This window comes from Herbiconiux sp. SALV-R1 (assembly GCF_013113715.1).
Taxonomy (GTDB): domain Bacteria; phylum Actinomycetota; class Actinomycetes; order Actinomycetales; family Microbacteriaceae; genus Herbiconiux.
In genome coordinates, this window is record NZ_CP053344.1 from 946,731 (window position 1) to 973,337 (window position 26,607).

General features: G+C 71.1%; 21 protein-coding genes. 16 read left to right on the top strand and 5 right to left on the bottom strand.

Annotation, left to right across the window (positions count from 1 at the left end; genetic code table 11):
* Positions 1 to 44: 44 nt before the first annotated feature.
* Positions 45 to 1,070, bottom strand: coding sequence for an App1 family protein (locus HL652_RS04710; RefSeq protein ID WP_171704222.1), 1,026 nt, complete (start codon positions 1,068 to 1,070; stop codon positions 45 to 47).
* 112 nt (positions 1,071 to 1,182) lie between these two features.
* On the opposite strand from HL652_RS04710, the gene HL652_RS04715 reads away from it, so the two are divergent.
* The 5 genes from HL652_RS04715 (at position 1,183) to HL652_RS04735 (ending at position 5,165) form a co-directional block, all read left to right on the top strand.
* The gene (locus HL652_RS04715; RefSeq protein ID WP_171704223.1) at positions 1,183 to 1,827 is read left to right on the top strand and encodes a TetR/AcrR family transcriptional regulator; all 645 of its coding nucleotides are present in this window, start codon (positions 1,183 to 1,185) and stop codon (positions 1,825 to 1,827) included.
* A gap of 143 nt (positions 1,828 to 1,970) precedes the next feature.
* Positions 1,971 to 2,783, top strand: a complete 813-nt coding sequence (locus HL652_RS04720; protein ID WP_171704224.1) for an ABC transporter ATP-binding protein — start codon at positions 1,971 to 1,973, stop codon at positions 2,781 to 2,783.
* The gene (locus HL652_RS04725; protein WP_171704225.1) at positions 2,780 to 3,484 is read left to right on the top strand and encodes an ABC transporter permease; all 705 of its coding nucleotides are present in this window, start codon (positions 2,780 to 2,782) and stop codon (positions 3,482 to 3,484) included. The genes HL652_RS04720 and HL652_RS04725 overlap by 4 nt, the downstream gene beginning before the upstream one ends.
* Positions 3,481 to 4,218 (top strand): ABC transporter permease, encoded by a 738-nt coding sequence (locus tag HL652_RS04730; protein WP_171704226.1) that lies wholly within the window; start codon positions 3,481 to 3,483, stop codon positions 4,216 to 4,218. Before HL652_RS04725 ends, HL652_RS04730 begins: the two co-directional genes overlap by 4 nt.
* A 5-nt stretch (positions 4,219 to 4,223) precedes the next feature.
* Positions 4,224 to 5,165, top strand: coding sequence for an ABC transporter substrate-binding protein (locus HL652_RS04735; protein ID WP_171704227.1), 942 nt, complete (start codon positions 4,224 to 4,226; stop codon positions 5,163 to 5,165).
* Between the two features lie 7 nt (positions 5,166 to 5,172).
* Here the strand turns inward: HL652_RS04735 and HL652_RS04740 are convergent, their stop codons facing one another.
* Positions 5,173 to 5,856, bottom strand: coding sequence for a DedA family protein (locus tag HL652_RS04740; protein WP_171704228.1), 684 nt, complete (start codon positions 5,854 to 5,856; stop codon positions 5,173 to 5,175).
* Between the two features lie 154 nt (positions 5,857 to 6,010).
* Between HL652_RS04740 and HL652_RS04745 the strand changes: the two genes are divergently transcribed.
* The 4 genes from HL652_RS04745 to HL652_RS04760 are packed head-to-tail and all read left to right on the top strand — an operon-like array spanning position 6,011 to position 11,896.
* Positions 6,011 to 7,423 (top strand): cytochrome ubiquinol oxidase subunit I, encoded by a 1,413-nt coding sequence (locus HL652_RS04745; protein WP_171704229.1) that lies wholly within the window; start codon positions 6,011 to 6,013, stop codon positions 7,421 to 7,423.
* A gap of 9 nt (positions 7,424 to 7,432) precedes the next feature.
* Complete coding sequence (cydB, locus tag HL652_RS04750; protein WP_171704230.1) at positions 7,433 to 8,437, top strand: cytochrome d ubiquinol oxidase subunit II; 1,005 nt, start codon at positions 7,433 to 7,435, stop codon at positions 8,435 to 8,437.
* Positions 8,438 to 8,441: 4 nt separating this feature from the next.
* A complete protein-coding gene (cydD, locus tag HL652_RS04755; RefSeq protein ID WP_171704231.1) occupies positions 8,442 to 10,163 on the top strand; it encodes a thiol reductant ABC exporter subunit CydD in 1,722 nt (573 codons plus the stop codon).
* Positions 10,160 to 11,896: an amino acid ABC transporter ATP-binding/permease protein gene (locus tag HL652_RS04760; RefSeq protein ID WP_171704232.1), complete on the top strand. Its 1,737-nt coding sequence runs from the start codon at positions 10,160 to 10,162 to the stop codon at positions 11,894 to 11,896. The genes cydD and HL652_RS04760 overlap by 4 nt, the downstream gene beginning before the upstream one ends.
* Here HL652_RS04760 and HL652_RS04765 read toward each other — a convergent pair.
* A complete protein-coding gene (locus tag HL652_RS04765) occupies positions 11,880 to 12,713 on the bottom strand; it encodes an aminotransferase class IV (RefSeq protein ID WP_171704233.1) in 834 nt (277 codons plus the stop codon). The genes HL652_RS04760 and HL652_RS04765 overlap by 17 nt on opposite strands.
* Before the next feature lie 42 nt (positions 12,714 to 12,755).
* Here HL652_RS04765 and HL652_RS04770 point away from each other — a divergent pair, with 42 nt between their 5' ends.
* The 5 genes from HL652_RS04770 (at position 12,756) to holA (ending at position 21,543) form a co-directional block, all read left to right on the top strand.
* A complete protein-coding gene (locus tag HL652_RS04770; protein ID WP_253743643.1) occupies positions 12,756 to 14,102 on the top strand; it encodes an anthranilate synthase component I family protein in 1,347 nt (448 codons plus the stop codon).
* A 91-nt stretch (positions 14,103 to 14,193) separates the two neighbouring features.
* Positions 14,194 to 16,800, top strand: a complete 2,607-nt coding sequence (gene leuS, locus HL652_RS04775; RefSeq protein WP_171704234.1) for a leucine--tRNA ligase — start codon at positions 14,194 to 14,196, stop codon at positions 16,798 to 16,800.
* Between the two features lie 154 nt (positions 16,801 to 16,954).
* Positions 16,955 to 17,671 (top strand): ComEA family DNA-binding protein, encoded by a 717-nt coding sequence (locus tag HL652_RS04780; RefSeq protein WP_253743644.1) that lies wholly within the window; start codon positions 16,955 to 16,957, stop codon positions 17,669 to 17,671.
* Complete coding sequence (locus HL652_RS04785) at positions 17,671 to 20,361, top strand: ComEC/Rec2 family competence protein (RefSeq protein ID WP_171704236.1); 2,691 nt, start codon at positions 17,671 to 17,673, stop codon at positions 20,359 to 20,361. Before HL652_RS04780 ends, HL652_RS04785 begins: the two co-directional genes overlap by 1 nt.
* Before the next feature lie 147 nt (positions 20,362 to 20,508).
* Positions 20,509 to 21,543, top strand: a complete 1,035-nt coding sequence (gene holA / locus HL652_RS04790) for a DNA polymerase III subunit delta (protein WP_171704237.1) — start codon at positions 20,509 to 20,511, stop codon at positions 21,541 to 21,543.
* A gap of 207 nt (positions 21,544 to 21,750) precedes the next feature.
* Here the strand turns inward: holA and rpsT are convergent, their stop codons facing one another.
* The gene (rpsT, locus tag HL652_RS04795; RefSeq protein ID WP_171704238.1) at positions 21,751 to 22,011 is read right to left on the bottom strand and encodes a 30S ribosomal protein S20; all 261 of its coding nucleotides are present in this window, start codon (positions 22,009 to 22,011) and stop codon (positions 21,751 to 21,753) included.
* 198 nt (positions 22,012 to 22,209) lie between these two features.
* Here rpsT and HL652_RS04800 point away from each other — a divergent pair, with 198 nt between their 5' ends.
* Positions 22,210 to 23,424, top strand: a complete 1,215-nt coding sequence (locus tag HL652_RS04800; RefSeq protein WP_171704239.1) for a pyridoxal phosphate-dependent aminotransferase — start codon at positions 22,210 to 22,212, stop codon at positions 23,422 to 23,424.
* Complete coding sequence (locus tag HL652_RS21660) at positions 23,421 to 24,803, top strand: ketopantoate reductase family protein (RefSeq protein ID WP_253743645.1); 1,383 nt, start codon at positions 23,421 to 23,423, stop codon at positions 24,801 to 24,803. The genes HL652_RS04800 and HL652_RS21660 overlap by 4 nt, the downstream gene beginning before the upstream one ends.
* Before the next feature lie 837 nt (positions 24,804 to 25,640).
* Here the strand turns inward: HL652_RS21660 and HL652_RS04815 are convergent.
* Positions 25,641 to 26,528, bottom strand: coding sequence for an NAD-dependent epimerase/dehydratase family protein (locus HL652_RS04815; RefSeq protein ID WP_171704240.1), 888 nt, complete (start codon positions 26,526 to 26,528; stop codon positions 25,641 to 25,643).
* Between the last annotated feature and the right edge of the window lie 79 nt (positions 26,529 to 26,607).

Sequence of the window (26,607 nt, forward strand, 5' to 3'; positions counted from 1 at the left end):
GCGGCGCCGAGACGGCGACCCGGCGGCGCGGCGCCGAGCCCGCGCTAGAGCATCTGCGCGGCGAGGCCCGCGCCGTCGGGCGCGTACACCCAGCGGGTGGCGTCGCCCGGGTGCGCGCTCTTCGAGCGGCCGCCGGCCAGCACCGCCTCGCTGGGGGAGAGCTGACGGATGGCGATGGCCTCGACGCTCCCGGGGTTCTCGCGCGCGAACGCTCCGTAGATGGACTCGTCGTGCTGCCCGTCGTCGCCGATGAGCACCCAGCGGATGTCGGGGAACTGCTCCGCGAGACGCTTGAGGTTCGACCGCTTGTGCTCGGGCCCGCTGCGGAAGAAGCGGTCGGGGGTGGGGCCCCAGTCGGTGAGCAGCAGCGGCCCCCGCGGGTAGAGGTTGCGGGAGAGGAAGCGCGTGAGGGTGGGGGCCACGTTCCAGGCGCCGGTCGAGAGGTAGATGACGGGGGCTCCGGGGTGCGCCGAGGTGAGCCGTTCGAGGAACACGGCCATGCCGGGGGTCGGGGTTCTGGCGTGCTCGTTGAGCACGAAGGTGTTCCAGAACGCCAGGAAGGGGCGGGGGAGCGCGGTGACCATCACGGTGTCGTCGATGTCGCAGACGATGCCGAAGTCGGTGTCGGGCGCCACGATGTTCACCGGCGCCTCGACCGTGTCGGAGCCTTCCGTGTGCATCGTGATGGTGTGCCAGCCGGGCTCGAGCTCGACGTCGACCGTGGTGTCGACCACGCCACCGCGGTCGGCCTTCACCGTGCGCACGATGCCCTCGATCTCGATGGTGACGTCGACGGAGCCCACCGGCACGCTGGTGAAGCTGCGCCAGCCCCGCACCCGCTCCTCCTTGCGGCGCCAGGGCAGGGCGCGGCGCGAGCCGGGCTTCGGCGGTTTCGCCAGCAGCACGCGCCCGAGCACCCGCACCCGGGTGACCGATCCGTAGCCGGCGTAGGGGATGACGGTGGGGAGGTGGCCGCGTCTGCGCGCCCACTTCTCGCGGAACTCGTGGATGGCGTCGTCGATTCGGGCAGCACGATGCAGCCGGGGAAGGGCCACGGGATGAGAACGCATCCGTTCCAGTCTGTCATGGCTCGCCGCCGCGCGGGGGGGAGCCTGATTGATGCATCCTCATGAGACGACGATCTAGACTCAGGTGTCGGGACTTCGGGAAGGGACGGGTGCGGTGGCATTCAACGACCTCATCAGCGGTGCGCTCACGACGACCGGAGGGGTTCGCAACGAGCCGGTGCAGGCGCGCAGCAGCGAACGCATCGAGGCGCTGCTCGATGCGGCGTCGGCGGTCGTGGCGGAGGTCGGCATCGAGCGGCTCACCACCGCCATGGTGGCCGAGCGTGCGGGCGCCTCGATCGGCACCGTCTACCGGTACTTCCCCGACCGCATCGCGGTGCTCGCCGCCATGAGCCGCCGCGGGTACGAGCGCTTCATCCGCAGCGGTGTGGAGCGGCTCGAGGCCGTGCGCCCCACCACGCTCGACGCCGCCTTCGGTGCGCTCATCGACGCCGCGGTCGAGCTGCACCGCTCGGAGCCTGGCTACACCTCCATCAGGCTGAGCGACCAGGTGGCGCTGCCCGAGGTCGACGGCGGCTCCGCCATCGCGGCCCGCACGGCAGGGCCGCTGGCCGCCGTGTTCGTGGCCGAGCTCGGCCTCACCGACGACGGCGGTCTCGCGAGCGCACTCGACGTGGCGCTCACCATCGCCGACGCGCTGCTCGTGCGCGCGTTCATCATCGACCCCGCGGGCGATGCGAAGGCCATCGAGACCTGCCGTGCCGTGGTCTCGGCGTACCTGGCGGGCACCACCTCTTGAGCTCTGCCGCGCATCCGCTCGGCGGGGCAACGGCTCGGCAACAATGTGACGATCTCTGACGGTAGGGCTTTGACTTTCGGCCGAACGATGTTTGGCTGAGTCGAAGGGTCGCCGTCGGCGGTCCACCGATGATTGGACCCGCGATGATCGAGTTCCGCTCGGTGACCAAGCGCTTCCCCGACGGCACCGTCGCGGTCGACAGCTTCGACCTCGTCATCCCGCCCCGCAAGACCACCGTGTTCGTGGGCTCCTCGGGCTGCGGCAAGACGACACTGCTGCGCATGATCAACCGCATGATCGATCCGAGCTCGGGCAGCATCCTCATCGACGGCGAGGAGACCGGCAGCCTGGCACCGGTGAAGCTCCGTCGCCGCATCGGCTACGTCATGCAGAACTCCGGGTTGCTGCCGCACCGCAAGGTGATCGACAACGTCGCCACCGTGCCGATGCTGAACGGGGTGTCGAAGAAGGATGCGCGGGAGCGCGCCCTGGCGCTCCTCGACACCGTGGGCCTCGACCGCTCGCTCGCCACCAAATACCCCCGCCAGCTCTCGGGCGGCCAGCAGCAGCGCGTGGGAGTGGCACGCGGCCTCGCCGCCGACCCGAACATCTTGCTCATGGACGAGCCGTTCGGCGCCGTCGACCCCATCGTGCGCGCCGAGCTGCAGCAGGAGACGCTGCGGCTGCAGAACGACCTCGGCAAGACCGTGGTGTTCGTCACCCACGACATCGACGAGGCGTTCCTGCTCGGCCACCAGGTGGTCATCCTCACCAAGGGCGGACACATCGAGCAGGTGGGCACGCCCGCCGAGATCCTCGCCCGCCCGGCCAACGACTTCGTCGCCTCGTTCGTCGGGGCCGACAAGGGCAAGCGGATGCTGCGCATCGAGCGCATCGACGGCCGCGACGTCGTGGTCGACGAGCACGGCACCCCCACGGGAGTGCTCCAACCGTGAAGTGGCTCGAGTCGAACCTCGGGCTGGTGTGGGAGCTCATCCTCACCCATGTCGGGCTGTGCATCCCGCCGATCATCCTCGGCTTCGTCATCTCCATCCCGCTCGGCTGGCTGGCGAACCGCTACCGCTGGTCGCGCGGCACCATCCTCGTGGTGCTCGGGCTGCTCTACACGATCCCGTCGCTGCCGTTGTTCATCTTCATGCCACTCATCCTCGGCACCCCGCAGCTGTCGTCGGCGAACGTCGTGGTGGCTCTCACCATCTATGCCGTGGCGCTCATGGTGCGGTCGGCCGCCGAGGGCCTCGGTTCGGTCGACGCCGACGTGCTGCAGGCCGCCTCGGCGATGGGCTACTCGCCCTGGCAACGCTTCTGGCGGGTCGAGCTGCCCCTCGCCGGGCCCGTGCTCCTCGCCGGGCTCCGGGTGGTGTCGGCCAGCACGGTGAGCCTCGCCACGATCGGCTCCGTGATCGGTGTCACGAGCCTCGGCTACCTGTTCCTCAACGGCCTCCAGCGCACCATCCCGGCCGAGGTCGCCACCGGCATCGTCGCCGTGCTGCTCATCGCCGTGGTGTTCGACCTGCTGCTCGTGCTGCTCGGCCGCGCGGTGCTGCCCTGGAACCGGCGTGACCGGGTGAAGAACAGGCGGGCCAGGCAACTCGCCGACAGCCGCGCCGCCGTGCTGACGGGGGCGGGCTCGTGAACCTGTTCGGCGAGGCGATCGCCTGGATCCTCGACCCCGCGAACATGTCAGGGCCCACCGGTTGGGTGGCGCGGCTGCTCGAGCAGCTCGCCTACACCTTCGGCGCGGTCGCCATCGCCGCGGTCATCGCGGTGCCGTTCGGCTACCTGGTCGGGCACACGGGCCGCGGCCGCGACATCGCGGTGTCGCTCTCGGGCGGGTTCAGGGCGCTGCCGAGTCTCGGTGTCATCATCCTGCTCGCCCTCGGGCTCGGCATCGGCTTCCGCGCGCCCCTGCTCACCTTCGTCATCATCGCCATCCCGCCCATCCTGGCGGGCGCCTACGCGGGGTTCGAGGCGGTCGACCGCAAGACCGTCGATGCGGCACGGGCGATGGGCATGACCGAGTGGCAGGTCGTGACGCGGGTCGAGATCCCGCTCGGTCTGCCGCTGCTGATCGGCGGCATCCGGTCGGCCGTGCTGCAGGTGGTGGCCACCGCGACACTCGCGGCCTACGTCTCGGGCGGGGCGCTCGGCGCCTTCATCTTCCAGGCGTTCGCCACCAAGAACTACCCGCTGGCGCTGGCGGCGTCGATCCTCGTCACGGCGCTCGCGCTGGTGCTCGAGGGAATATTCGCGCTCATCCAGAGGCTTGTGGTTCCACGCGGCGTGGTCGCGACGGAGCAGAGAGAAGTCCGTGCACGGTCGCCCCGACCGCGTGCGGTGATGGGGAATCCCATCCGAGAAGGGAAATGAATCACATGGTCACAGCAATCAAGAAAGGCCGGCTCGTCGCAGGGCTAGTCGCGGTCAGCGCCGTGGTGGCGCTGGCAGGGTGTGCGTCGAGCGATCCGCTGGGCACCACGTCCACATCGGGTGCCGGCTCGAGCGACGGGGCGTCGGGCCCCATCGTCATCGGGTCGCAGGCGTACTACTCGAACGAGATCATCGCCGAGATCTACGCCCAGGCCCTCGAGGCCAACGACATCGAGGTGACGCGCCAGTTCAACATCGGGCAGCGCGACGCCTACCTCCCCGCCCTCGAGAGCGGCGAGGTGCAGCTGTTCCCGGAGTACACCGGCAACCTGCTGCAGTACTACGACCCCGAGACCACCGCCAAGACGAGCGACGACGTGTACGCCGCCCTCGCGAGCGCGCTGCCCTCGGGTCTCGAGGTGCTCGACCAGTCGCCCGCCACCGACCAGGACTCGTACAACGTCACCAAGGAGTTCTCCGAGCAGAACGGTGTGACGAGCCTCGAAGACCTCTCGAAGGTCACCACGCCCATCACCCTCGGCGGCAACTCCGAGCTGCAGACGCGCCCCTACGGCCCCGAGGGTCTGCTCTCGACCTACGGCGTGACCGTCGGCTTCACCCCGATCGAAGACTCGGGCGGCCCGCTCACCATTCAGGCGCTGAAGGACAACACCGTGCAGATGGTCAACATCTACTCGGCCGACCCGAACATCAAGACCTCGGGCCTCGTGACGCTGGAAGACCCGAAGGGTCTCTTCCTCGCCTCGAACGTCGTGCCGCTCATCAACACCGACGCGGCGACCCCCGAGGTCACCGAGGTCATCAACAAGGTCAGCGCGGCCCTCACCGCCGAAGACCTCGTCGACCTCAACTCGCAGAGCGTCAACGACCAGGACTCGGCCGAGAACATCGCCAAGAACTGGCTCGAGAAGGTCGCCCTCTTCTAGGCAGCCCTCACCCCGAGACCCCGTCCTCCTCCGCTGCGGCGGCGGGGGGCGGGGTCTCCTGCATGTGGCGCGACTCGGCACGGCCGACGAGCTTCTTCACCACGAAGACGGTGATGACGAACGCGGCGATCACCGCGACGAAGATGTAGCCCGCTCCGTGCAGCTCCTTCGAGAGCTCACGGTAGGAGCCGGCGGCGAAGGCGCCGACGGAGACGTAGGCGAAGGCCCAGATGATGCACGCCGGCACCGTCCACGCCATGAACCGGCGGTAGCGCATCGGGCTCATCCCGACCGTGAGGGGGATGAGGGAGTGCAGCACCGGGAGGAACCGCGACAGGAACACGGCGATGCCGCCGCGCCGGGCGAGATAGGTCTCGGCCCGCACCCAGTTCTTCTCGCCGATCCTCCTGCCCAGCCTGCTGGCGCGCAGCTTCGGCCCGAACCAGCGTCCGATGGCGAAGCCGAGGCTCTCCCCGCAGAGTGCTCCGACCACCACGACGATCACCAGAGAGATGTATTCAAGTGGGGATGCAACCCCGGTCGCGGCGACGATCACGACGGTGTCGCCCGGCACGATGAGCCCGACCAGCACGCTCGTCTCGAGCATGATGGCAATGCCAGCCAAAAGCGTTCTGACCAGCGGATCTACCGACTGCACGGTATCCAGGATCCAGGACAGCGCCTCGTTCATAGCTGTATTCCACACGGCATGCACGACACTCTAGCGAAGCAACCATGGGATTCCCCGATGGGTTTGATTGCTTGTATACAAGCTCGCTAGGATCAAGGTGTCGCATCCACTGCGGCGGCAGCGTGGCCTGGTCTTCCGCGCAAGGAGTTCCCTCGTGAACGAACTACTCGATCCGCTCATCCTCTCGAGGTGGCAATTCGGTCTCACGACCATCTACCACTTCCTGTTCGTGCCCCTCACCATCGGGCTGGCGGTCACCGTCGCGATCTTCCAGTCGGCCTGGGTGCGCACAGACAAGGAGAAGTACCTCCAGCTCACCCGCTTCTTCGGCAAGGTCTTCCTCATCAACTTCGCCATGGGCGTGGTGACGGGAATCGTGCAGGAGTTCCAGTTCGGCATGAACTGGAGCGACTACTCGCGCTTCGTCGGCGACGTCTTCGGCGCCCCGCTCGCGCTCGAGGGGCTCCTCGCCTTCTTCCTCGAAGCCACCTTCATCGGGCTGTGGATCTTCGGCTGGAACCGCCTGCCGCGCAGGGTGCACCTGCTCACCATCTGGGCCGCCGCCGTCGGCAGCGTGCTCTCGGCCTACTTCATCATCGCGGCGAACGCCTTCATGCAGAACCCGGTGGGCTTCCAGATCAACGAGGCCAAGGGCAGGGCCGAGCTCACCGACATCTGGGCGCTGCTGACCAACAAGGTGGCGCTCGCCGCCTTCCCGCACACGATCTTCGCCTGCTTCATGGTGACGGCCGGCCTCATCATCGCCGCTGCCGCCTGGCACCTCTACCGCAACCAGCACCTCGAGACCATGCGCCCCGCGCTGAAGTTCGGCCTCTGGATGATGGTGATCGCCGGGGCGCTGACGGTGCTGAGCGGCGACCAGCTGGGCCTCGCGATGGTCGAGACCCAGCCCATGAAGATGGCGGCGGCGGAGGCGCTGTACCGCACCTCGACCGGCGCCGACGCCTCCTTCTCGGTGTTCACCCTGGGCACGCCCGACGGGGTGAGCGAGCTGTTCAGCATCCGCATCCCGTACCTGCTGTCGTTCCTGTCGACCCACACCTTCGACGGCACGGTCGAGGGCATCAACGACCTGCAGGCGCAGTACGTGCAGCTCTACGGCCCCGGCGACTACACGCCCACCATCTGGATCACCTACTGGTCGTTCCGCTGGATGATCGGCCTCGGCATGCTGCACGTGCTCATCGCCGTCGTCGGCCTCTGGCTCACCCGCCGCGGGCGCTCGCCGAAGTGGCGCTGGATGTGGCGCGTGGCGGTCTGGGCCTTCCCGCTCTCGCTCGGCGCCATGATCGTCGGCTGGATCTTCACCGAGATGGGCCGTCAGCCCTGGATCGTGTTCAGCCTGCTGAAGACCGAAGACGCCGTCTCGCCCGGCATCACCGGCCTCGACGTGCTCATCTCGCTCATCGTCTTCACCGTGCTCTACGGCTCGCTCGCGGTGGTGGAGTTCAAGCTCATCAAGAAGGCGATCCAGAAAGGGCCGGATGCTCCACCCCCGGTCGACGAGGAGACGGGTGAGCTCAAGCACGAGGCGACGGTCTACTAGGAGCGCATGATGGATCTCACACTTCTCTGGTTCGGCATCGTCGGCTTCCTCTTCGTCGGCTACTTCGTGCTCGACGGCTTCGACTTCGGCGTCGGCATGTCGCTGCCCTTCCTCTCGAAAGACGACACCGACCGTCGCGTGCTCATCAACACCATCGGCCCGGTCTGGGACCTCAACGAGACCTGGGTCATCGTGGCGGGCGCGTCGCTGTTCGCCGCCTTCCCCGAGTGGTACGCCACCCTGTTCAGCGGCTTCTACCTGCCGCTGCTGCTCATCCTCGCCGCGCTCATCCTGCGCGGGGTCTCGTTCGAGTACCGGCACCAGCGCCCCGAGCCGGCCTGGAAGAAGCGGTTCGACCGGATGATCGTGATCGGCTCGGCGGTTCCGGCCTTCCTCTGGGGGGTCGCCTTCGCGAACATCGTGCGTGGTGTGCCGCTCGACGAGGGGCACAACTACATCGGCACCTTCTTCGACCTGCTGAACCCGTACGCCCTCCTCGGCGGCCTCACGACCCTGCTGCTGTTCTTCACGCACGGCGTGGTGTTCGTGGCGCTGAAGACCGACGGCGAGATCAGGCAGCGGGCGCGCGCGCTCGCCACCCGCGCCGGGCTCGTCACCGTGGTCGTGGCCGCCGCGTTCCTCGTCTGGACCTCGCTCGCGCACGGCACCGTCGCATCCGTCGCCCTCTCGGGCGCCGCCGCGGTGGCCCTCGTGGTGGCGGTGCTGGCGAACCGGCGGGGAGCCGAGAAGCTGGCTTTCGGCCTCATGGCCGCCACCATCGGCCTCGCCGTGCTGAGCCTGTTCTTCGCGCTCTTCCCAGACGTGATGCCGGCCTCGAACGACCCGGCGAACAGCCTCACCGTGGCGAACGCGTCGTCGTCGGAGTACACGCTCACGATCATGAGCTGGGTGGCGCTGATCTTCCTGCCGCTCATCCTCGCCTATCAGGGCTGGACGTACTGGGTGTTCCGCAAGCGCGTGACGCGTGCTCACATCCCCGCCGAGGCACACTAGTCAGGTGCGACCCCTCGATCCCCGCCTCCTGACCTATGCAGCGTCGGCGCGGTCGTTCTTCGCGGCGGGCGCGCTGCTGGCGGTGGTGCAGACGGGGGCGGTCATCGCCTTCGCCTACCTTGTGACGCAGCTCGTCGTGCGGGCGATCGACGGAGAGTCGCTTGCCGACCTCGGCGGGTGGCTGGCGGCGCTCGCCGGCGTGGTGGTGCTGCGCTTCGCGGCGGCCTGGCTCACCGAGGTCAACTCCACGCGGGGAGCGGCGGTGGTGAAGAGCCAGCTGCGCGCGAAGGTGCTTGACGCCGTCGACCGGCTCGGCCCCGGCTGGCTGGCCGGGCGCAACGCGACGGCGGTGGGGGTGACGGCGGGGCCCGGGCTCGACGCGCTCGACACGTACTTCTCGCGCTACCTGCCGCAGCTCATCCTCACGGTGGTCGCGACGCCGGCGGTGCTCGTCGTCATCTGGTGGCAGGACTGGATCTCGGGGCTGACCGTCTCGGTGACCCTCCCGCTCATCCCCGTGTTCATGGTGCTCATCGGGCTCGCCACCCAGTCGGTGCAGCAGAAGCAGTGGGAGAAGCTCTCCCGACTGTCGACCGCGTTCCTCGACGTGGTGGGGGGACTGTCGACGCTCACGGTGTTCGGGCGGCAGCACCGGCAGGCGGCGCGCATCCGCACCGTCACCGACGACTACCGGCGGCAGACCATGAAGGTGCTGCGCATCTCCTTCCTCAGCGGCTTCGCGCTGGAGCTGGCGGCGAGCCTCGCGGTGGCGCTGGTCGCCGTGTCGATCGGCGTGAGGCTCATCGACGGATCGCTCGGCCTCGAGGTGGGCCTCTTCGTGCTGCTGCTCGCCCCCGAGGCGTTCCTCCCCCTGCGCAACGTGGGCGCCCAGTTCCACGCGGCTGCCGACGGGGTGGCCGCCTCCACCGAGGTGTTCTCTCTGCTGGAGGCTGCGGGGGCATCGACCCGTCACGATCCGCCCTCTGCGCGGGCTGAGAGGGCGGATCGTGACGGGTCGATCGGTGCCGGCCTTGAGTTGAGGGGGGTGGGTGTGCGCTATGGGGAGGTCGTGGCTTTTGAGGGGCTGGATGCGCGGGCGCGGGCCGGGCAGGTGACCGCGGTGGTGGGGGAGAGCGGGAGCGGGAAGTCCTCGCTGCTCGCCGCTCTCGTGGGCTTCGCCGAGCACGAGGGGACGATCGTCGTCGACGGCAGCGACGTGGGCGGGCAGCCCGCACCGCGCGCGTGGCTCGCCTGGGCCGGACAGCGTGCGGCCGTGCTGCCTGGCACGGTGCTCGAGAACGTGACGCTCGGCGATGCCGAGCCGCAGCATCCGCTCGCCGAGGCCGCACTGGCGCTCGCCGGTGCGCCCGAGATCGGGCTCGACACGGTGGTCGACTCGCTCGGCGGGGGGCTGTCGGGCGGGCAGGCGCAGCGGGTGTCGGCGGCGCGGGCGATCTACCGGGCGCGGCGGCTCGACTGCGCGGTGGTCGCGTTCGACGAGCCCACCTCGGCTCTCGACCCGGTGCACGAGGCGCAGTTCGCGGCGGGGCTGCGCGCGCTGGCAGACGAGGGGCGTGCGGTGGTGGTGGTGACGCACCGGCCCGATCTCGTCGCGGCGGCGGATGCGGTGATCACGGTGGTGGCGGGTGAGGCGGGGGTGTCGTCGGATGCGGCACGAGCATCCGTCGCCGCCACCTCCGCCGCCGACGACGGGGGCACGCGATGAGGCGCGCCGAGGTGCTGCGGCTCGCGCAGCCGAGGCTCGGGCGGTTCCTGCCCGGGGTGGCGTTCGGGCTGCTGTCGGCGCTGTGCGCGGTGGGGCTGCTCGCGACGGCGGCCTGGCTCATCACGCGGGCGGCGGAGATGCCGCCGATCCTCTTCCTCTCGATGGCGATGGTGGGGGTGCGGGCGTTCGCGCTGGGGCGGGCGGCGTTCCGCTACGTCGAGCGGCTGTTCAGCCACGACGCCGCCTTCGCGACGATGCCCGAGCTCCGGGTGGGCGTGTACGAGCGCCTGGTGCCGGTGTCGCCCGACGGGCTCGGCAGCACCCGGCGCGGCGACCTGCTGGCAAGGCTCGTGAGCGACGTCGACGAGCAGCAGAACCTTCCGCTGCGGGTCGTGCAGCCCCTCGTCGTGTCGGGGCTCACGGCGGTGGCGAGCGTCGTCGTCATGTCGTTCGTGCTGCCGGCCGCGGGTCTGGTGCTCGGGGTCGCGCTCGTCGTGGTGTTCGTGCTCGGCACGGTGGTGAACGCGCTCGTCTCGGGCCGGGCGGAGCGGGCGATCGCCGGCCTGCGCGGCGCGTACCAGGCCGAGCTCGCCGACCACTTGGCGAACCTCGACGTGCTCACCGCCTACGGCGCGGTGGCCCAGGGGCGTGAGCGGCTGGCTGCTGCCGACCGCGAGCTGACCCGCGCGGTGCTGCGACGCTCGGCCGGCATCGGGGCGACCTCGGCGCTCGTGGTGCTCGTCGCAGGGATGGTCACGGTGCTCGCCCTCGTGGTGGGCGTTCCCGCGCTCGGCACGGGAGGCTTCGGGGGGCCGGCGCTCGCCGTGGTCGCGCTGCTGCCGATGGCGGTGTTCGAGGTGGTGGCGATGGTGCCGCTCGCTGCGGGCGCCTGGCGGCAGGTCTCGGCGAGCGCCGAGCGCATCGCCTCGGTCGTGCCCGACGAGGTGCCGGCGGGCATCCCGGTCGACGGGCCCCGCGCCACCCGCCGTGCTCCGAGCGGGGCGGTGCGGCTGAGCCTGCGCGGGGTGACGGCGCGGTGGCCGGGTGGGGGTGAGGGCGCGAGTGCGGGTGGGGGCGCGGGCGCGGGCGCGGGCGCGGGTGCGGGTGACCGTCCGCTCGCCCTCGCGCCGGTGTCGTTCGAGGTGGAGCCGGGCGACCGCATCCTGGTGCGGGGCGGCAGCGGAGCGGGCAAGACGACGCTGGCCCACGTGCTCGTGCGCTTCCTCGACCACGGCGGCGACTACCTGCTCGACGGGGTCGACGTGGCCGAGTACCCCGCCGACGAGGTGCGGCGGGTGGTGGGTCTGTGCGAGCAGCGGCCCTACCTCTTCGACGACGACATCAGGCAGAACCTGCTGTTCGCCCGCGACACCGCTACCGACGACGAGCTCGAAGCCGTGCTCGAGCGCGTCGGACTCGGCGACTGGATGCGCGCCCGCGGCGGCCTCCACGCCCGGGTCGGCGACAGGGGCGCCCTGGTCTCCGGCGGACAGGCTCAGCGCCTCGCCCTGGCCAGGGCCCTGCTCGCCGACTTCCCCGTGCTCGTGCTCGACGAGCCGACCGCGAACGTCGACCCCGACCGGGCCGACGCGCTGCTGCGCGACCTGCTACAGGCTGCGGGCCGGGGCGACCGGGCCGTGGTGCTCATCTCGCACACGCCGGTGCCCGGCGAGCTCGTGACGAAGACCGTGCGGCTGGAGCCGCCTGCCGGGGGTGCTAGAGCGGGCGGCTGAGTGCGGCCAGGCGCTTACGCCAGGTGGCCGCGCGCGAGGGGCGCACCGCGAGCGCGGGGCCGTCGATCCACTGCTCCACCACCGAGATGCCGTGCAGCGCGTTCACCGCCCACAGCTCGCAGCCCTCGAGGTCGGCCGGCCGCGCACGCTCCTCCACGACGCGGGTTCCCGTCGCCGTGGCGATGAGCCGGATGCTCCGCGCCGTCACACTCGCCACCCTGGCCAGGTCGCCGCTCGGCGCCACGAGCGTCTCGCCGCGCCACCACAGCAGCGCCGCGCTGCAGCCGTCGACCACGAGGCCATGGTGCAAGAGCACGATCTCGTCGGCACCGTCTTCCTGCGCCTGGCCGCGCAGAGCGATGAGGTGCTCGAGGTCGGGTCCCTTGATGCGCGGTACCCGCCGCGGGTCGTCTCCGGTGCGGGTCACCACGACCGAGCTCGTGCGCGGGCGGGGCGCGAGGCGCACGCGGAGGCGGAGCTCGAGGCCGGTGCCGTCGAGCCCGGCGGCGCTGTCGGGCCCCGCGGCGCCCTCGACCCGCGCCAGCTCCACCCGCGGAAACAGCCGAGCCTGCGGGAACGCCTTCAGCCGCCCGATCGCCGCACCCCAGAACGCGGTCGCCGCGGCGATCGTCGCGGCGTCATCAGCCGTCTGAGCGACGCTGTCGAGAAAGCGGTCGCGGTGCGCGTCGAGGGCCCGCACCGTACCCGTCGCCTCCACCAGCCAGGAGTCGGCGACGAGCAGCTCGGCGTGCGGCTGCAGCTCCCGCTCCACGAGCGCGCCGCGCGACCAGACGAAGGTGGCCGGGGCCGTCGCCATGCGCGCTCCTCTCGCCGTCGGGTCACGAACTACGCTATTACAGTGCCGCCGACGCCCCTGCGACGAACCCTGGCCGTGGGCATCGACCCGGCCGCCGCGTTCGCCGCGCTCTACGGCGACTCGCCCCGCGCGTTCTGGCTCGACGGGGGCCGCGGGGCCACCCGTGGCATGAGCTATCTCGGCGCCGCTGAGACCGTCGTCGAGGCCCGGTCGTGGGGCGAGCTCCGCGCCGCGTGGGCGGCCACTCCCGCCCCTGAGCCCTCTCCCGCCTCCGCTCCTGCCTTCGCCCTCGGCTGGGTCGGCTGGCTCGAGTACGAACTCGGCACCCTCGACGAGGAGCGCGCGCACGGCCCTAGCACCACCCCCGCAGGTCGCGCCCCAGCCCGTTTCCTCTTCGTCGAGCGCGCGATCGCCCTCGACCACACGACCGGCGAGGTCACCCTCCTCGCCCTCCCGGCACCGGACGCGCAGCGTTGGCTCGACGCCACCGAGCGCACCCTCGTCGAGCTGAGCCGCGCATCCGTCACCCGCTTCTCGGCTGGGGTCCCCGCGGGGGCGGTCGCGCATCCGCGTCACGACCTCGCCCGGTACGCCGAGCTCGTCGAGGAGTGCCGCCGAGTCATCGCCCGGGGAGAGGCCTACCAGCTCTGCCTCACCAACCGTTTCGACGTGCCCGGCGAGTTCGACCCGTGGCGCACCTACCTGCGGCTCCGCGAGCTCAGCCCCACCGCGCACGGCGGCTACCTGCGCCTCGACGACACCGCGTTGCTCAGTGCCTCGCCCGAACTCTTCCTCGCGGTGTCGGCCGACGGCCGGGTGGCGACGCGCCCGGTGAAAGGCACGCGCCGCCGGGGCACCGACGCCGGCGACGACGCGCGGCTCTCCGCCGAGCTCCTGGCGAGCGAGAAGGAGCGGGCCGAGAACCTCATGATCGTCGACCTCATGCGCAACGACCTGGCCCGGGTGTGCGAGCTCGGCACGGTGCGGGTGAGCGAGCTGCTCGCGGTGGAGACGCATCCGCAGGTGCACCAGCTGGTGAGCACGATCGAGGGCCGGCTGCGGGCGGGGCTCGACGTCATCGACGTGCTCGGCGCGACCTTTCCGGCCGGCTCGATGACGGGCGCACCCAAGCGCAGCGCGATGCAGCACCTCGAGCGGCTCGAGGGTGGCGAGCGCGGAATCTACGCGGGTGCCTTCGGCTTCCTGTCGTTCGACGGGGCGGCGGAGCTGGCCATGGTGATCAGGAGCATCGTGCTGGAGCCGGGGGGAGCATCCATCGGCACCGGCGGTGGCATCACGACGCTCTCGGTGGCGGCCGACGAGGTCGAGGAGACGAGGCTGAAGGCGGCGGCTCTGCTGCAGGTTCTCGGGGCGGTTCTGCCGGGGTAGTAGTGTGGTTTGCTGGCGCGTCGTGCGCGCCGATCCTTGCGACCCACTGCTTCCGGCAGATCTGCCGTCGATGTGGTTCGCCTGCGCGAGCATGAATGAGAGTCACGTGGTCACCGAGAACACCTTCGACGAGCCCGGCCAGGCACACGACGAGGCCGAGCGCTACGACATCCGTGCCCTTCAGGAGAAGTGGCTTCCCCGCTGGGAGGAGCTGAAGCCGTTCAGCACCGACCTCGACGGCGACAAGCGCCCGCGCAAGTACGTGCTCGACATGTTCCCCTACCCCTCCGGCGACCTGCACATGGGGCACGCCGAGGCCTACGCGCTGGGTGACGTCGTGGCCCGCTACTGGCGTCAGCAGGGCTTCAACGTGCTGCACCCCATCGGCTGGGACTCGTTCGGCCTGCCCGCCGAGAACGCCGCCATCAAGCGCGGCCTCGACCCCCGCGAGTGGACCTACGACAACATCGCGCAGCAGCACTCGAGCTTCAAGAAGTACGCCGGCTCCTTCGACTGGGACCGCGTGCTGCACACCAGCGACCCCGAGTACTACAAGTGGAACCAGTGGCTGTTCCTCAAGATGTACGAGAAGGGCCTCGCCTACCGCAAGGCCAGCTGGGTCAACTGGGACCCGGTCGACCAGACCGTGCTCGCCAACGAGCAGGTGCTGCCCGACGGCACCTCCGAGCGCTCGGGCGCCGTCGTGGTGAAGAAGAAGCTCACGCAGTGGTACTTCCGCATCACCGACTACGCCGACCGCCTGCTCGACGACCTCAAGCAGCTCGAGGGCACCTGGCCCGCCAAGGTCATCGCGATGCAGCGCAACTGGATCGGCCGCTCCGTCGGCGCCGACGTCGACTTCGAGATCGAGGGGCGTTCCGAGCGTGTGACCGTGTTCACCACGCGGCCCGACACGCTCTACGGCGCGACCTTCATGGTCGTCGCCCCCGACTCCGACCTGGCCCAGGAGCTCGTCGCCACGGGAACCGGAGACGACGCGGATGCGGTGCGCGAGCGCTTTGCGAAGTACCTCGCCGAGGTGCAGAAGTCGTCGGAGACCGAGCGGCAGGCGACCGACCGCCCGAAGACGGGCATCTTCCTCGACCGCTACGCCATCAACCCGGTGAACGGGGAGCGCCTGCCCATCTGGGCTGCCGACTACGTGCTGGCCGACTACGGGCACGGTGCGGTGATGGCGGTTCCCGCGCACGACCAGCGCGACCTCGACTTCGCCCGTGCCTTCGGGCTGCCGGTGCGCGTGGTCGTCGACACCCTCGCTCCGGTCACGGGTGTGATCCCCGTGATCGACCCCGACGACCTGCCCGAGCTCGAAGACCTCGACCCGGCCACCACCGGTATCGCGCTCGCGGGCGAGGGGCGGCTCATCAACTCCGGTCCGCTCGACGGGCTGTCGAAGTCGAACGCCATCCGCAAGATCATCGAGATCCTCGAGGCGGCGGGCACCGGGCGGCCGGCCAAGAACTACCGCCTGCGCGACTGGCTCATCTCGCGGCAGCGCTACTGGGGTACGCCCATCCCGATCATCCACGGCGCCGACGGCTCCGAGCATCCGGTGCCCGAAGACCAGCTGCCCGTGCTGCTGCCGCCCACCGAGGGGCTGAACCTCACGCCCAAGGGCACGTCGCCGCTCGGCGGGGCCTCCGACTGGGTGAACGTGCCGAACCCCGTCGACGGAACGCCGGCGCTCCGCGACCCCGACACGATGGACACCTTCGTCGACAGCTCGTGGTACTTCCTGCGCTTCCTGTCGCCTCACGATTCCGAGCAGGCGTTCGACCCCAAGCAGGTCGACAAATGGGCGCCCGTCGACCAGTACGTGGGCGGTGTGACGCACGCCATCCTGCACCTGCTCTACGCGCGATTCATCACCAAGGTGCTGTTCGACCTCGGCTACGTCGGGTTCACCGAGCCCTTCAGCGCGCTGCTCAACCAGGGCATGGTGCTCATGGACGGCTCGGCCATGTCGAAGTCGAAGGGCAACCTGGTGCGGCTCTCCGACCAGCTCGAGGAGCACGGAGTGGATGCGGTGCGCCTCACCATGGCGTTCGCCGGCCCGCCCGAAGACGACATCGACTGGGCCGACGTGTCGCCGGCCGGCTCGGCGAAGTTCCTGGCGCGTGCCTGGCGGCTTACGGCCGACGTCACCTCGCCGCCTTCGGTCAACTGGCGTGAGGGCGACCGTGCGCTCCGACGGGTCACCCACCGTTTCCTCGCCGAGGCGCCCGGGCTCATCGAGGCGTTCAAGTTCAACGTGGTCGTGGCGCGTCTGATGGAGCTCGTGAACGCGGCCCGCAAGGCCATCGACTCGGGCCCCGGCGGCTCCGACCCGGCGGTTCGTGAGGCGGTCGAGACGATCGCGCTCGGGCTGTCGCTGTTCGCGCCGTACACCGCAGAAGACATGTGGGAGCGGCTCGGCTACGAGCCGTCGATCGCGAACTACGGCTGGCGCGGGGCCGACCCGTCGCTGCTCACCGAAGACACCGTCACCGCGGTGGTGCAGGTCGACGGCAAGGTGCGCGACCGGCTCGAGGTGTCGCCGAAGATCGACGGCGCCGCCCTCGAGGCGGAGGCGCGCGAGCTGGCGTCGGTGAAGCGGTCGATCGGCGACCGGGAGGTCGTGACGGTGGTGGCGCGGGCGCCGCGGCTGATCAACTTCGTGACGCGGCCGGCTTCGTAGCGGGTTCCCTTCTCCACATCCTTCGTGGGGTGGGCGATCGTCCACAGCTCGACTGGTCGGGCGGGGGAGGGCGGGCGGATGCTCGTAGCCTCCCCGCATGTCCGTCCCTGAGTCGCCTTCGCAAGCCGGGTCGTCCGGTCCGTCCGGTACTTCCGTGAGCGTGCGGGTGGGCGTCGGGGCGGCGATCGTGCTGGTGGTGGTGGCGCTGGTCGCGTCGGTGCTCATCACGGCGTTGGCGCCTGTGGGGGCGACGACGGTGGTGGCGGCGACGGGCGGTGCTGCCTCGGGCGCTGCGTCTGGCGCTGCGTCTGGCGCTGCGACGGCTGCTGGGCCGGTGGAGCTGCCCGCTGACGAGGGTGCTCCGACACCCGCTGCGATCATGGTGCACCTCCTCGGCGCCGTCGCGGCGCCCGGGGTCTATGAGCTCGCGAGCGGCGCCAGGGTGGTCGATGTCGTGGCACTGGCGGGCGGCTTCAGCGAGCAGGCAGAGCGGTCGTCGGTGAATCTCGCCCGGGTGCTCGTCGATGGTGAGCAGGTGCGGGTGCTCGCGGTGGGGGAGGTGGCGCCGGGTGACGGTGCGGGTGCGGGCGGGGCTGCGGCGGGCGGCGCTGCGGCGGGCGGGGGCGGCGCTGGGGCAGGCGCCGGCGGTGTGCCTGCCGGCGGGGGCGCCGGCGCGGGTGGGGTCATCGACTTGAACCGGGCCACCGCCACCGACCTCGACACGCTGCCCCGCATCGGGCCCGCGATGGCAGCGCGCATCGTCGCGTGGCGCGACGAGAACGGGCCGTTCACCTCGGTCGACGACCTGCTGCAGGTCACCGGCATCGGCGACAAGACCCTTGAGGGCCTCCGCGACCTGGTGCGCGTCTGATGCGCGGCGATCTCCGGCTCGCGATGCCGGCCGCCGCCGCGTGGCTGACCGCGCTCGTGGTCGTCGGGTTGCCCGAATGGGTACCGTGGGCCACCGCCGTGCTGTGGGCGCTCAGCGCGGTCGCGTCGATCGTCGCGCTGCTCGCTGTGCGGCGGCGAGACGATCCCTTCCCCGACGGATTGCCGCCGACTGACACCGAGCACAAACCGTCAGCAGCGATGGCTCTCGTCGCCGTGAGCGTCGCTGCGGCCGCGCTGGTGTGCACGGCCGTCGCCGCGCAGAACCCGACCCGGCACCCCGCCCAACTGCCCGGGGTCGGCGACTCGGCGGTGGGGTCGGCGGTGCTGCGCGTGACCGGCCTGCCCGAGGCGGCTCCGGCCCCGTTCGGGTCTGAGCGACACCGCGTGCAGGTGCCGGCAGAACTCGCGACCTTCGCCAGTGGGAAGGTGGAGACGGCAGCCCGCTCGCCGGTGCTCGCCTTCACCGAGGTCGACGACCCGGAGACCCTCCGCATCGGTGCCGTCCTCACGGCACGGGGCACCCTCACCGCGGTGGAGCCCGGTGGTTCCCGCGAGTTCCTGTTCTTCGGAAGAGGCGCCGCCGAGGTCGTCTCCCCGCCCGAGTGGTGGCTCGACTGGGCCGACCAGGTGCGCAGCTCGTTCCGCACCTCGGTCGAGCATCTCCCCGGCGACGGGCGCAAGCTCCTCACCGGTCTCGCCATCGGCGACGACCGCCAGGTCTCCGACGAGCTCACCGAGGCCATGACTGTCACCGGACTCACCCACCTCACCGCCGTCTCCGGCGCCAACTGCGCCGTCGTGGTCGGCACGGCCGTGCTCGTCGCAGGTGCCCTCGGAGCGAGTCGCCGGCTGCGCCTCGTGGGTGGACTCGTCACGCTCGCGCTCTTCGTCGTGCTCGTCACCCCCGAGCCGAGTGTGCTGCGGGCGGCGACGATGGCGACCATCGTCCTTGTCGCCACCCTCTTCGGTCGGCCGGCAGCCGGGCTGCCGCCCCTCTTCCTCTCGGTCGTCGTGCTTCTGGCGGTCGACCCCTGGCTGGCGCGCAGTGCGGGCTTCGCCCTGTCGGTGCTCGCCACGGCGGGCCTCCTGCTCCTGACCCGGCCGCTCGCGACCTTCGCGGAACGAGTCATGCCGCGCTGGCTGGCGCTCGCGGTCGCGGTGCCGGTGGCCGCGCAACTGGCCTGTCAGCCCGTGCTGTTCCTCCTGTCGCCGCAGCTGACTCCGTACACGGTGCCGGCGAACCTGCTCGCCGAGCCCGCCGCCGCAGCGGTCAGCGTCCTCGGCCTCGGCGTGTGCCTGCTCGGGGTGCTGGCGCCGGGTCTCGCCGCCGTGGCCGCCTGGTTGCCCTGGGTGCCGTCAGCCTGGATCGGTGCCGTCGCCCGCTTCTTCGCCGGTCTTCCGCTGGCGGTCGTGCCGCTCCCTGACAGCCTGCTCGCCGCATCCGTCGCCGTACTGCTGCTCGGCGCGATCGTGTTCTGCATCGCGGCGGCTCGAAGGCACCGCGTCGCCACCCGTCTCGTTGCTGGCGGATGCGCGGTCGCCGTCGTCGTCTCGGTCGGCCTCGCGGCCGGCGGCGTCGTCGCCCGCGACACCGCGATCCCGCCCGGGTGGGTCATCGCAGCCTGCGACATCGGACAGGGCGACGCGGTGCTGCTACGAAGCGCCGACCGCGTCGCGCTCGTCGACGTGGGCCCCGACCCCGATCCGCTCGAGGAGTGCCTCTCGCGGCTCAGGATCGACCACATCGACCTCCTCGTGCTCACCCACTACGACCGTGACCACGTCGGCGGCCTCGACGCCGTCATCGGCCGGGTCTCCACCGCCCTCGTCGGCCCACCCGACGGCGCCGCCGACACCCACCTGCTCGACCGCCTCGAGCAGGGCGGCGCCCACCTCGTCGACGGCACCCGCGGCCTCCACGGCGACCTCGGATCCTTCCACTGGGCCGTCCTCTGGCCCCACCCCCACACCCGCCTCCACGGCAACGACGCCAGCGTCACCGTCCTCTTCACCGGCCCCCTCTCCGCCCTCTTCCTCGGCGACCTCGGCGAGTCCGCCCAATCCTCCCTCCTCACCGCTTCCCCCCTCCTCCCCACCACCACCTCCTCGCCGCCGCCCCCGAACCCCGCCGGCCCCGCCGCACCCCTCGTCCCCGCCGAGTCATCCCTGACCGCCGCCGGCCGCATCGTCCCCGCCACCTTCGACGCGTCGAGCCCGAGCCCCGCCGGCATCTTCGTTCCCGCCACTGTCGATATGTCCCCTCCGTTCGCCCTCGGCCCCCTCGTCCCGGCCGCTCTCGACGCGTCGAGCCAGAACGCCGCCGGCCCCGTTCTCGCGAGCGGCCTTCGCGGGTCGCCGCAGGGCGCCACCCTCGCCGCGGGCCTCCCCGAGCACGTCGACGTCGTCAAGGTCTCCCACCACGGATCCGCCGACCAGAGCGACCGTCTCTACGCCCACATCTCCGCCCGCCTCGGACTCATCTCGGTCGGCGCCGACAACACCTACGGCCACCCCACCGATCGCCTGCTCGCCCTCCTCGCCCGCACCGGCACCCAGCCCTTCCGCACCGACACCATGGGCCTCATCACCGTCAGCGTCTCCGGCCCCGCATCCGGCCGCGCCGCCAGCCCACCCACGCTCAGCGTCTGGAGCGAGCGCAGTCCGCCTTAGCGTCTTCGCCGAAAGCCAAGCGAGTCACCACGCCGGGCCGTGCCAGCGGCCCACCGACGCTCAGCGTCTGGAGCGAGCGCCGTCCGGGCCGTGGGCGGCGGTGTCGTGGGTGGCGGATAGGCTGGACAGGTAGCGGAAGAGGGTGTCATGGCGGTCGCACGTGGGGCGAAGGCTCCGGCCAAGTCGGCGGCGAAGGTCGCCATTCCGCAGATCGCGTGGAACGAGGTGCGGCCCGCCTCCGTCGTGCTGGTGTCGGGCACCGAGAGCTTCCTCGCCGACCGGGCCATCCGCCGCCTCCGCGACCTCCTCAAGGCCGAAGACCCGAGCCTGGAGGTCACCGACATCGACGCTGCCTCCTACGCCCCGGGCGAGCTCATGACCCTGGCGAGCCCGTCGCTGTTCGACGAGCCGCGGCTCATCCGTGTGTCGTCGGTCGAGAAGTGCACCGACGCGTTCATCGAAGAGACCCTCGCCTACCTCGCCTACCCGGCCGACGACACCTACCTAGTGCTGCGTCACGGCGGGGGGGTGCGCGGCAAGAAGCTCCTCGAGGGCGTCCGCGCCGCCGCGGGAGTAGCGGTCGAGGTGGTCTGCGCGGAGTTGAAGCGCGACACCGACAAGTACGAGTTCGCCTCGGCCGAGTTCCGGGCGGCCGGCAAGCGTGTCACCCCAGGCGCGCTGCGCGCTCTCGTGTCGGCCTTCACCGACGACCTCGCCGAGCTCTCAGCGGCCTGCAACCAGCTCATCTCCGACACCACGGAGGAGGTCACCGAGGTCACGGTCGAGCGCTACTACGCCGGCCGGGTCGAGACCAACGCGTTCGCCGTCGCCGACTCCGCCCTCGCCGGCCACTACGGCGAGTCGCTCGCGCTCCTGCGCCACGCGCTCGCCTCGGGCGCCGACCCGGTTCCGATGGTCGCGGCCTTCGCGATGAAGCTCCGCACCATGGCCAAGGTGCTCGGCGCGCGCGGTGGCTCGGCACAGCTCGCCGGCCAGCTCGGCATGGCCCCCTGGCAGATCGACCGAGCCCGCCGCGACCTCGCCGGCTGGGACGGCAAGGGCCTCGGCCGCTGCATCCAAGTCCTCGCCGAAACAGACGAGAGCATCAAGGGCGCCGGCCGCGACCCCGTCTTCGCCCTCGAACGCATGATCAGCATCATCTCCGCCCGCGGCACCCTCTAACCCCGCGCCCCACCCCACCCACCCGAGCATCCGGCACCACCGCCCACCCCACCCGTTTCTTACGGACAAAGTCCGTGATAACCGAGTTCTTCACGGACTTTGTCCGTAAGAACGTGCAGCGCCCCCAGCCCCCCCCCCCAAACGCCGAAGGGCCCCACCGGAGTGGGGCCCTTCGGGCGACCGGGCAGGCAGCCCGCCGAGGTCGGCTCAGAGAGCGGCGACCTGCTTGGCGATGGCCGACTTGCGGTTCGCCGCCTGGTTCTTGTGGATGACGCCCTTCGAGGTCGCCTTGTCGAGCTTCTTGCTCGCGACGAGGAGGGCGGCTGCCGCCTTGTCCTTGTCGCCGGCGACGACGGCCTCACGGGTGGCGCGGATGGCGGTCTTGAGCTCGCTCTTGACGGCCTTATTGCGCTCCTGCGCCTTCTTGTTGGTGCCGATGCGCTTGATCTGCGACTTGATGTTTGCCACGGAAATAACCTCTGTATCTGTTCGGATGAGTGCGGTGCGATGACCCGCTGCGGCCGAGCCGCGGAAGGAGCCACTCGCTGTTCGCACCCGTCACATACGTGTGGATGCGTAAGCCAACAGGCAACATTACCAGTTCTCGCGCCTCCCATCAATCTGCGACGGGCTCGCCGTCGCGCGCAGGAGGTACCGTGGAATCCTATGCCACGTCTCGCCCCGCACACCGATTCGGTGCCGCCGTCCGGCATCCGCCGCATCTTCGAGCTCGCCCACGCGCTCGACGACGTCATCCTCCTCGTCATCGGCGAACCCGACGTGCCGGTGGCCCCGGCGATCCTCGCCGAGGGCGCCCAAGCCTGGGCAGACGACGACACCGCCTACACCCCGAACGGTGGCATCACTCCGCTCCGCGAGGCGATCGTGCGCGAGGTCGCCCGCCGCAACGGCATCCACACCGACGTCGAACGCGTCTGGGTGACGAACGGCGCGACGCAGGCCCTCTTCCTCGCCATGTCGCTCGTGCTCGATCCGGGCGACGAGGTGCTCGTGCCCGATCCGGGCTACACGACGTTCACCATGAACGCCCACCTGCTGAACGCCGTCCCGGTGCCCTACCCGCTGCGTCCCGAGAACGACTTCGCGCCCGATCTCGCCGAGCTCGCCCGCCTGGTCACCGACCGCACGCGCCTCCTCGTCGTCAACTCGCCCTCGAACCCCCTCGGCGCCGTCTTCGACGAGAGCACCCTCCAGGCCCTGCTCGACTTCGCCCACGAGCACGACCTCTGGATCATCAGCGACGAGGTCTACGAGCGTTTCAGCTACGAGCATCCGCATGTCAGCATCGCCTCGCTCGAGCCCACCGGCGCGCCGGAGAGAAGTGTGAAGAGAACGGATGCGCGGGGCGACGACGACCGCGTGCTCACCGTCTTCTCGGCGTCGAAGACCTACGCGCTCACGGGCGCCCGGGTCGGCTGGCTGCTCACCCCGTCGGGCTTCGCGCCCCTCATGAGGTCGGCGCAGGAGGCGATGATCAGCTGCGTCAACACGCCGGCGCAGCGCGCCGTGGTCGCGGCGCTCGAGGGACCGCAGCATCCGGTGGACGAGGCGGCGGCGCATTACCGTGACAACCTCGCCGCGGCCACCGCGCTCCTGCGTGAGCGCGGCATCCGCTACCTCGAGCCGACGGGGGCGTTCTACCTCTGGGTCGACGTGTCGCACGCGACCGGCGGAGACGTGGCCGGCTGGGCCGAGCGCTTCCTGCTCGAGCAGCGCGTCGCCGTGGCCCCGGGGAGCGCGTTCGGGCGCATGGGGGAGGGGTGGATCCGCCTCTGCGTCGCCGCCTCCCGCGACGACCTCCTCGAGGGCATCCGCCGCCTCCCGGCTCCCGCGGCGGTCTCGGACGAGGCGACGCCGTGAGGATCGCCGTCGTCGGCGCCGGCGCGGTCGGCGGGGCGATCGCCGCGGTCGCCGATCGAGCCGGGTACGAGCTGGTCGTGACGGCCCGGGGCGAGCACCTCGCGACCATCCAGCGCGACGGGTTGCGGCTCTCTGGCGCCTGGGGCGACCACCTCGCCCACCCGCGCGCCGCCGAGACCCTCCTCGATCTGCCCGACGTCGCGAGCCGCGAGTGGCGCCCCGACCTCGCGCTGCTCTGCGTGAAGGCTCAGGATGCGCGCTCCGCCCTCGCCGCGAACGCCCCCGTTCTCGACGGCGTTCCGCTCGTGGTGGTGCAGAACGGGCTCGGCGGTGCCGAGTCCGCCGCTGCCCAGATGCCCGGCACCCCCGTCATCGGGGCCCTGGCGCTCTTCGCCGCCTCCTACCTCGAACCCGGCCGCATCTCCATCACCGCGAGCGGCTCCACCTACCTCGGCCGCGTCGCGCCCCCGACGCCGCCCGCCGGCGGACCGCCGTCGCCCGCCCCTCACACCTCGGTCGCCGCGACCCGCGACGAGGCAGCCGCCCTCCGCCTCGCCGAGTCGCTCGCGCCCCTCGACGACGCGGCGGCCCTCCGCCCCGCCGACGAGTCGCTCGCGCCCGCCGCGTCCCCCGACGACACGGCGGCCCCCCGCCCTGCCGCCGATGCGCACCCACCCGTCCCGACGTTCGCGCCCCCCGACGACGCGGCGGCCCTCCGCCTCGCGGTCGACGCGCTCTCGCCCGTCATGCCCCGCTCACCCAGCGACGAGGCGACCGCCCTCCACCCCACCGATGAGTCGCTCGCGCCCGCCGCGCCCCGCGACGACGCGGCGGCCCTCCGCCTCGCGGTCGACGCGCTCTCGCCCGTCATGCCCATCGAGACCACCGACGACTTCGCCGGCGCCCAATGGACCAAGCTCCTCGTCAACCACGTCAACGCCCTCCCCGCCATCACCGGACTCTCCGTCCAGCAGACCATCGCCGACCCCCGCCTCCGCGCCGTCCTCCTCGCCAGCATGAAGGAGACCATCGGCATCGCCCGCGCCAAGGGCGTGCACTTCGCGCCGGTGCAAGGCCTAGACGACCGCCTCCTCCGCTTCGTGCAGCGTGCCCCGCGCATCCTGGCCCAGCTCGTGCCCCGCGCCATGGCCCGCCGCATGGGCTCGACACCCAACCCCGGATCGACCCTCCAGAGCATCCGCCGCGGCCAACTCACCGAGATCGATCACCTGAACGGCGCCGTCGTCGTAGCCGCCGCCACCCTCAGCCGCCCGGCGCCCGTCAACGCGACCCTCGTCACCCTCGTCCACGCCGTCGAACACGACCACCGCTTCCGCACCCCCACGGAAGTCACCGCCGCCCTCCACTCCCGTCGCTGACCCCGCCGACCCGGATTGAGCGAGCGGCCGAATCGGCCCCCACCCTCGACCCGTTTCCGGAGGTGCCGCCGAAGTCCATCGAGCTCCGCCGGCCCGCCGCCTGACGCAGCTCCCAAACGACGGATGCTCGCTCCGCTACTCCACCGAGCATCCGTCGATCTGCCCAAACCCTCCGAAACTCCGGCGTTTCGCACCCCGGTGATGGCCGCAGAACTCCATCGAGCTCGGGCGGCTCGCCGGCAGCTGCAACGGCCAAACGACGGATGCTCGCTCCCCAACCCCACCGAGCATCCGTCGATCTGCACAAAGCCACCGAGACCCCGTCGTTTTGCCGCGCAGCTCCCAATACGGGTGGAGGGAGGGGCCGATTCGGCGCCCTCCCTCCGTCCGGTTCGGCAGGCGCCGCTGTATTCCCTCGAGTTCGGGCGGGTTCTTGGGTGGTGTGGCGGCAAAACGACGGATGCTCGCTCCCCAACCCCACCGAGCATCCGTCGATCTGCACAAAGCCGCCGAAACTTCGTCGTCTCGCCGCGCAGCTCCCAATACGGGTGGAGGGAGTGGCGGCAAAACGACGGATGCTCGCTCACCAACCTCACCGAGCATCCGTCGATCTGCACAAAGCCGCCGAAACTTCGTCGTCTCGCCGCGCAGCTCCCAATACGGGTGGAGGGAGTGGCGGCAAAACGACGGATGCTCGCTCACCAACCTCACCGAGCATCCGTCGATCTGCACAAAGCCGCCGGAACTCCGTCGTTTTGCCGCGACAGCTCCCGAAACGGGTGGAGGGAGGGGGCCGTTTAGGCACCCTCCCTCCATCGAGTTCGGAGGCGACGCCGCTCAGCCCGCGTACGCGCCCGCGCGCAGGTCGTCGACGAGGGTGGGCCCGTTGGGCTCCCACCCGAGGTCGATGCGGGCGGCGGAGCCGGTGGCCTGCTGGTCGAGCAGGAGGGCGTCGCCGAGGCCCTCGCCGAGCCACTCGTGCACCTCGGCGGTGGTGGTCGGCTCGACCCGCCCGTCGAGCCCGGCGGCGACCGCCGCCGCCTCGCCGAGCTCGCGCACGGTCGGGTTCTGCCCGCTGGCACCGATGTAGTACGAGCCGCCGTCGGCGAGGTCGAAGGCGAGCACGTAGAGCTCGGCGAGGTCGTCGACGAACACGGTGGTCCAGTGCTGCTCGCCCGATCCGATGAGCTGGAGGGCGGGCGCGACCCCCGAGCCCCGCGGCGCCTGCGCGATCACGTTCGGCAGCCCCCCGCCGTGCCCGAACACCACGGCCGGCGCGACGATCGTGGTCTTCACGCCCGAGGCGCCGAGCACGCGCTCCTCGATCGGCAGCCGCCACGCGGTGAGCGCCGGCGGGTCGAACGGCGAGCGCTCGGTGATCTCGGCCGACGAGCCGTACACCCAGATGCCCCCGGTGTGCACATAGGGCTTGTCGCTGCCCTCGAGCCCCGCGAACACCGCGTCGACGACCCCCTCGTCGAAGGCGGCGCTCGTCTCGTCGCCGGGCGACGCGGTGTGAATGACGCCGTCGCTCTCGAGCGCGAGCCTCTCGACGAGCTCGCGGTCGGTGAGCGTGCCGACCACGGCGCGAGCACCGGTCGCCTCGACGTCGCGAGCCTTCGCCTCGTCACGCACGACGGCGACGACGTCGCGACCCTGGGCGCGCAGGGCGCGGAGAACTGCTGAACCGATGAATCCGGATGCGCCGGTGAGGAAGATAGCCATGTCTCGATCTAACCGGGTCGGCGGATGCGTATTCCACAGTCGTGACGAACAGAGACGTTCTCCACAGCATCCGTCTCGC

Excerpts from the sequence above, each read along its gene's own strand:
- HL652_RS04710 (WP_171704222.1), bottom strand. The coding sequence starts at position 1,070 with ATGCGTTCTCATCCCGTGGCCCTTCCCCGGCTGCATCGTGCTGCCCGA.
- HL652_RS04720 (WP_171704224.1), top strand. The coding sequence starts at position 1,971 with ATGATCGAGTTCCGCTCGGTGACCAAGCGCTTCCCCGACGGCACCGTC.
- HL652_RS04735 (WP_171704227.1), top strand. The coding sequence starts at position 4,224 with ATGGTCACAGCAATCAAGAAAGGCCGGCTCGTCGCAGGGCTAGTCGCG.
- HL652_RS04740 (WP_171704228.1), bottom strand. The coding sequence starts at position 5,856 with ATGAACGAGGCGCTGTCCTGGATCCTGGATACCGTGCAGTCGGTAGAT.
- cydB (WP_171704230.1), top strand. The coding sequence starts at position 7,433 with ATGGATCTCACACTTCTCTGGTTCGGCATCGTCGGCTTCCTCTTCGTC.
- HL652_RS04760 (WP_171704232.1), top strand. The coding sequence starts at position 10,160 with ATGAGGCGCGCCGAGGTGCTGCGGCTCGCGCAGCCGAGGCTCGGGCGG.
- HL652_RS04765 (WP_171704233.1), bottom strand. The coding sequence starts at position 12,713 with ATGGCGACGGCCCCGGCCACCTTCGTCTGGTCGCGCGGCGCGCTCGTG.
- leuS (WP_171704234.1), top strand. The coding sequence starts at position 14,194 with ATGAATGAGAGTCACGTGGTCACCGAGAACACCTTCGACGAGCCCGGC.
- HL652_RS04785 (WP_171704236.1), top strand. The coding sequence starts at position 17,671 with ATGCGCGGCGATCTCCGGCTCGCGATGCCGGCCGCCGCCGCGTGGCTG.
- holA (WP_171704237.1), top strand. The coding sequence starts at position 20,509 with ATGGCGGTCGCACGTGGGGCGAAGGCTCCGGCCAAGTCGGCGGCGAAG.
- HL652_RS04800 (WP_171704239.1), top strand. The coding sequence starts at position 22,210 with ATGCCACGTCTCGCCCCGCACACCGATTCGGTGCCGCCGTCCGGCATC.
- HL652_RS04815 (WP_171704240.1), bottom strand. The coding sequence starts at position 26,528 with ATGGCTATCTTCCTCACCGGCGCATCCGGATTCATCGGTTCAGCAGTT.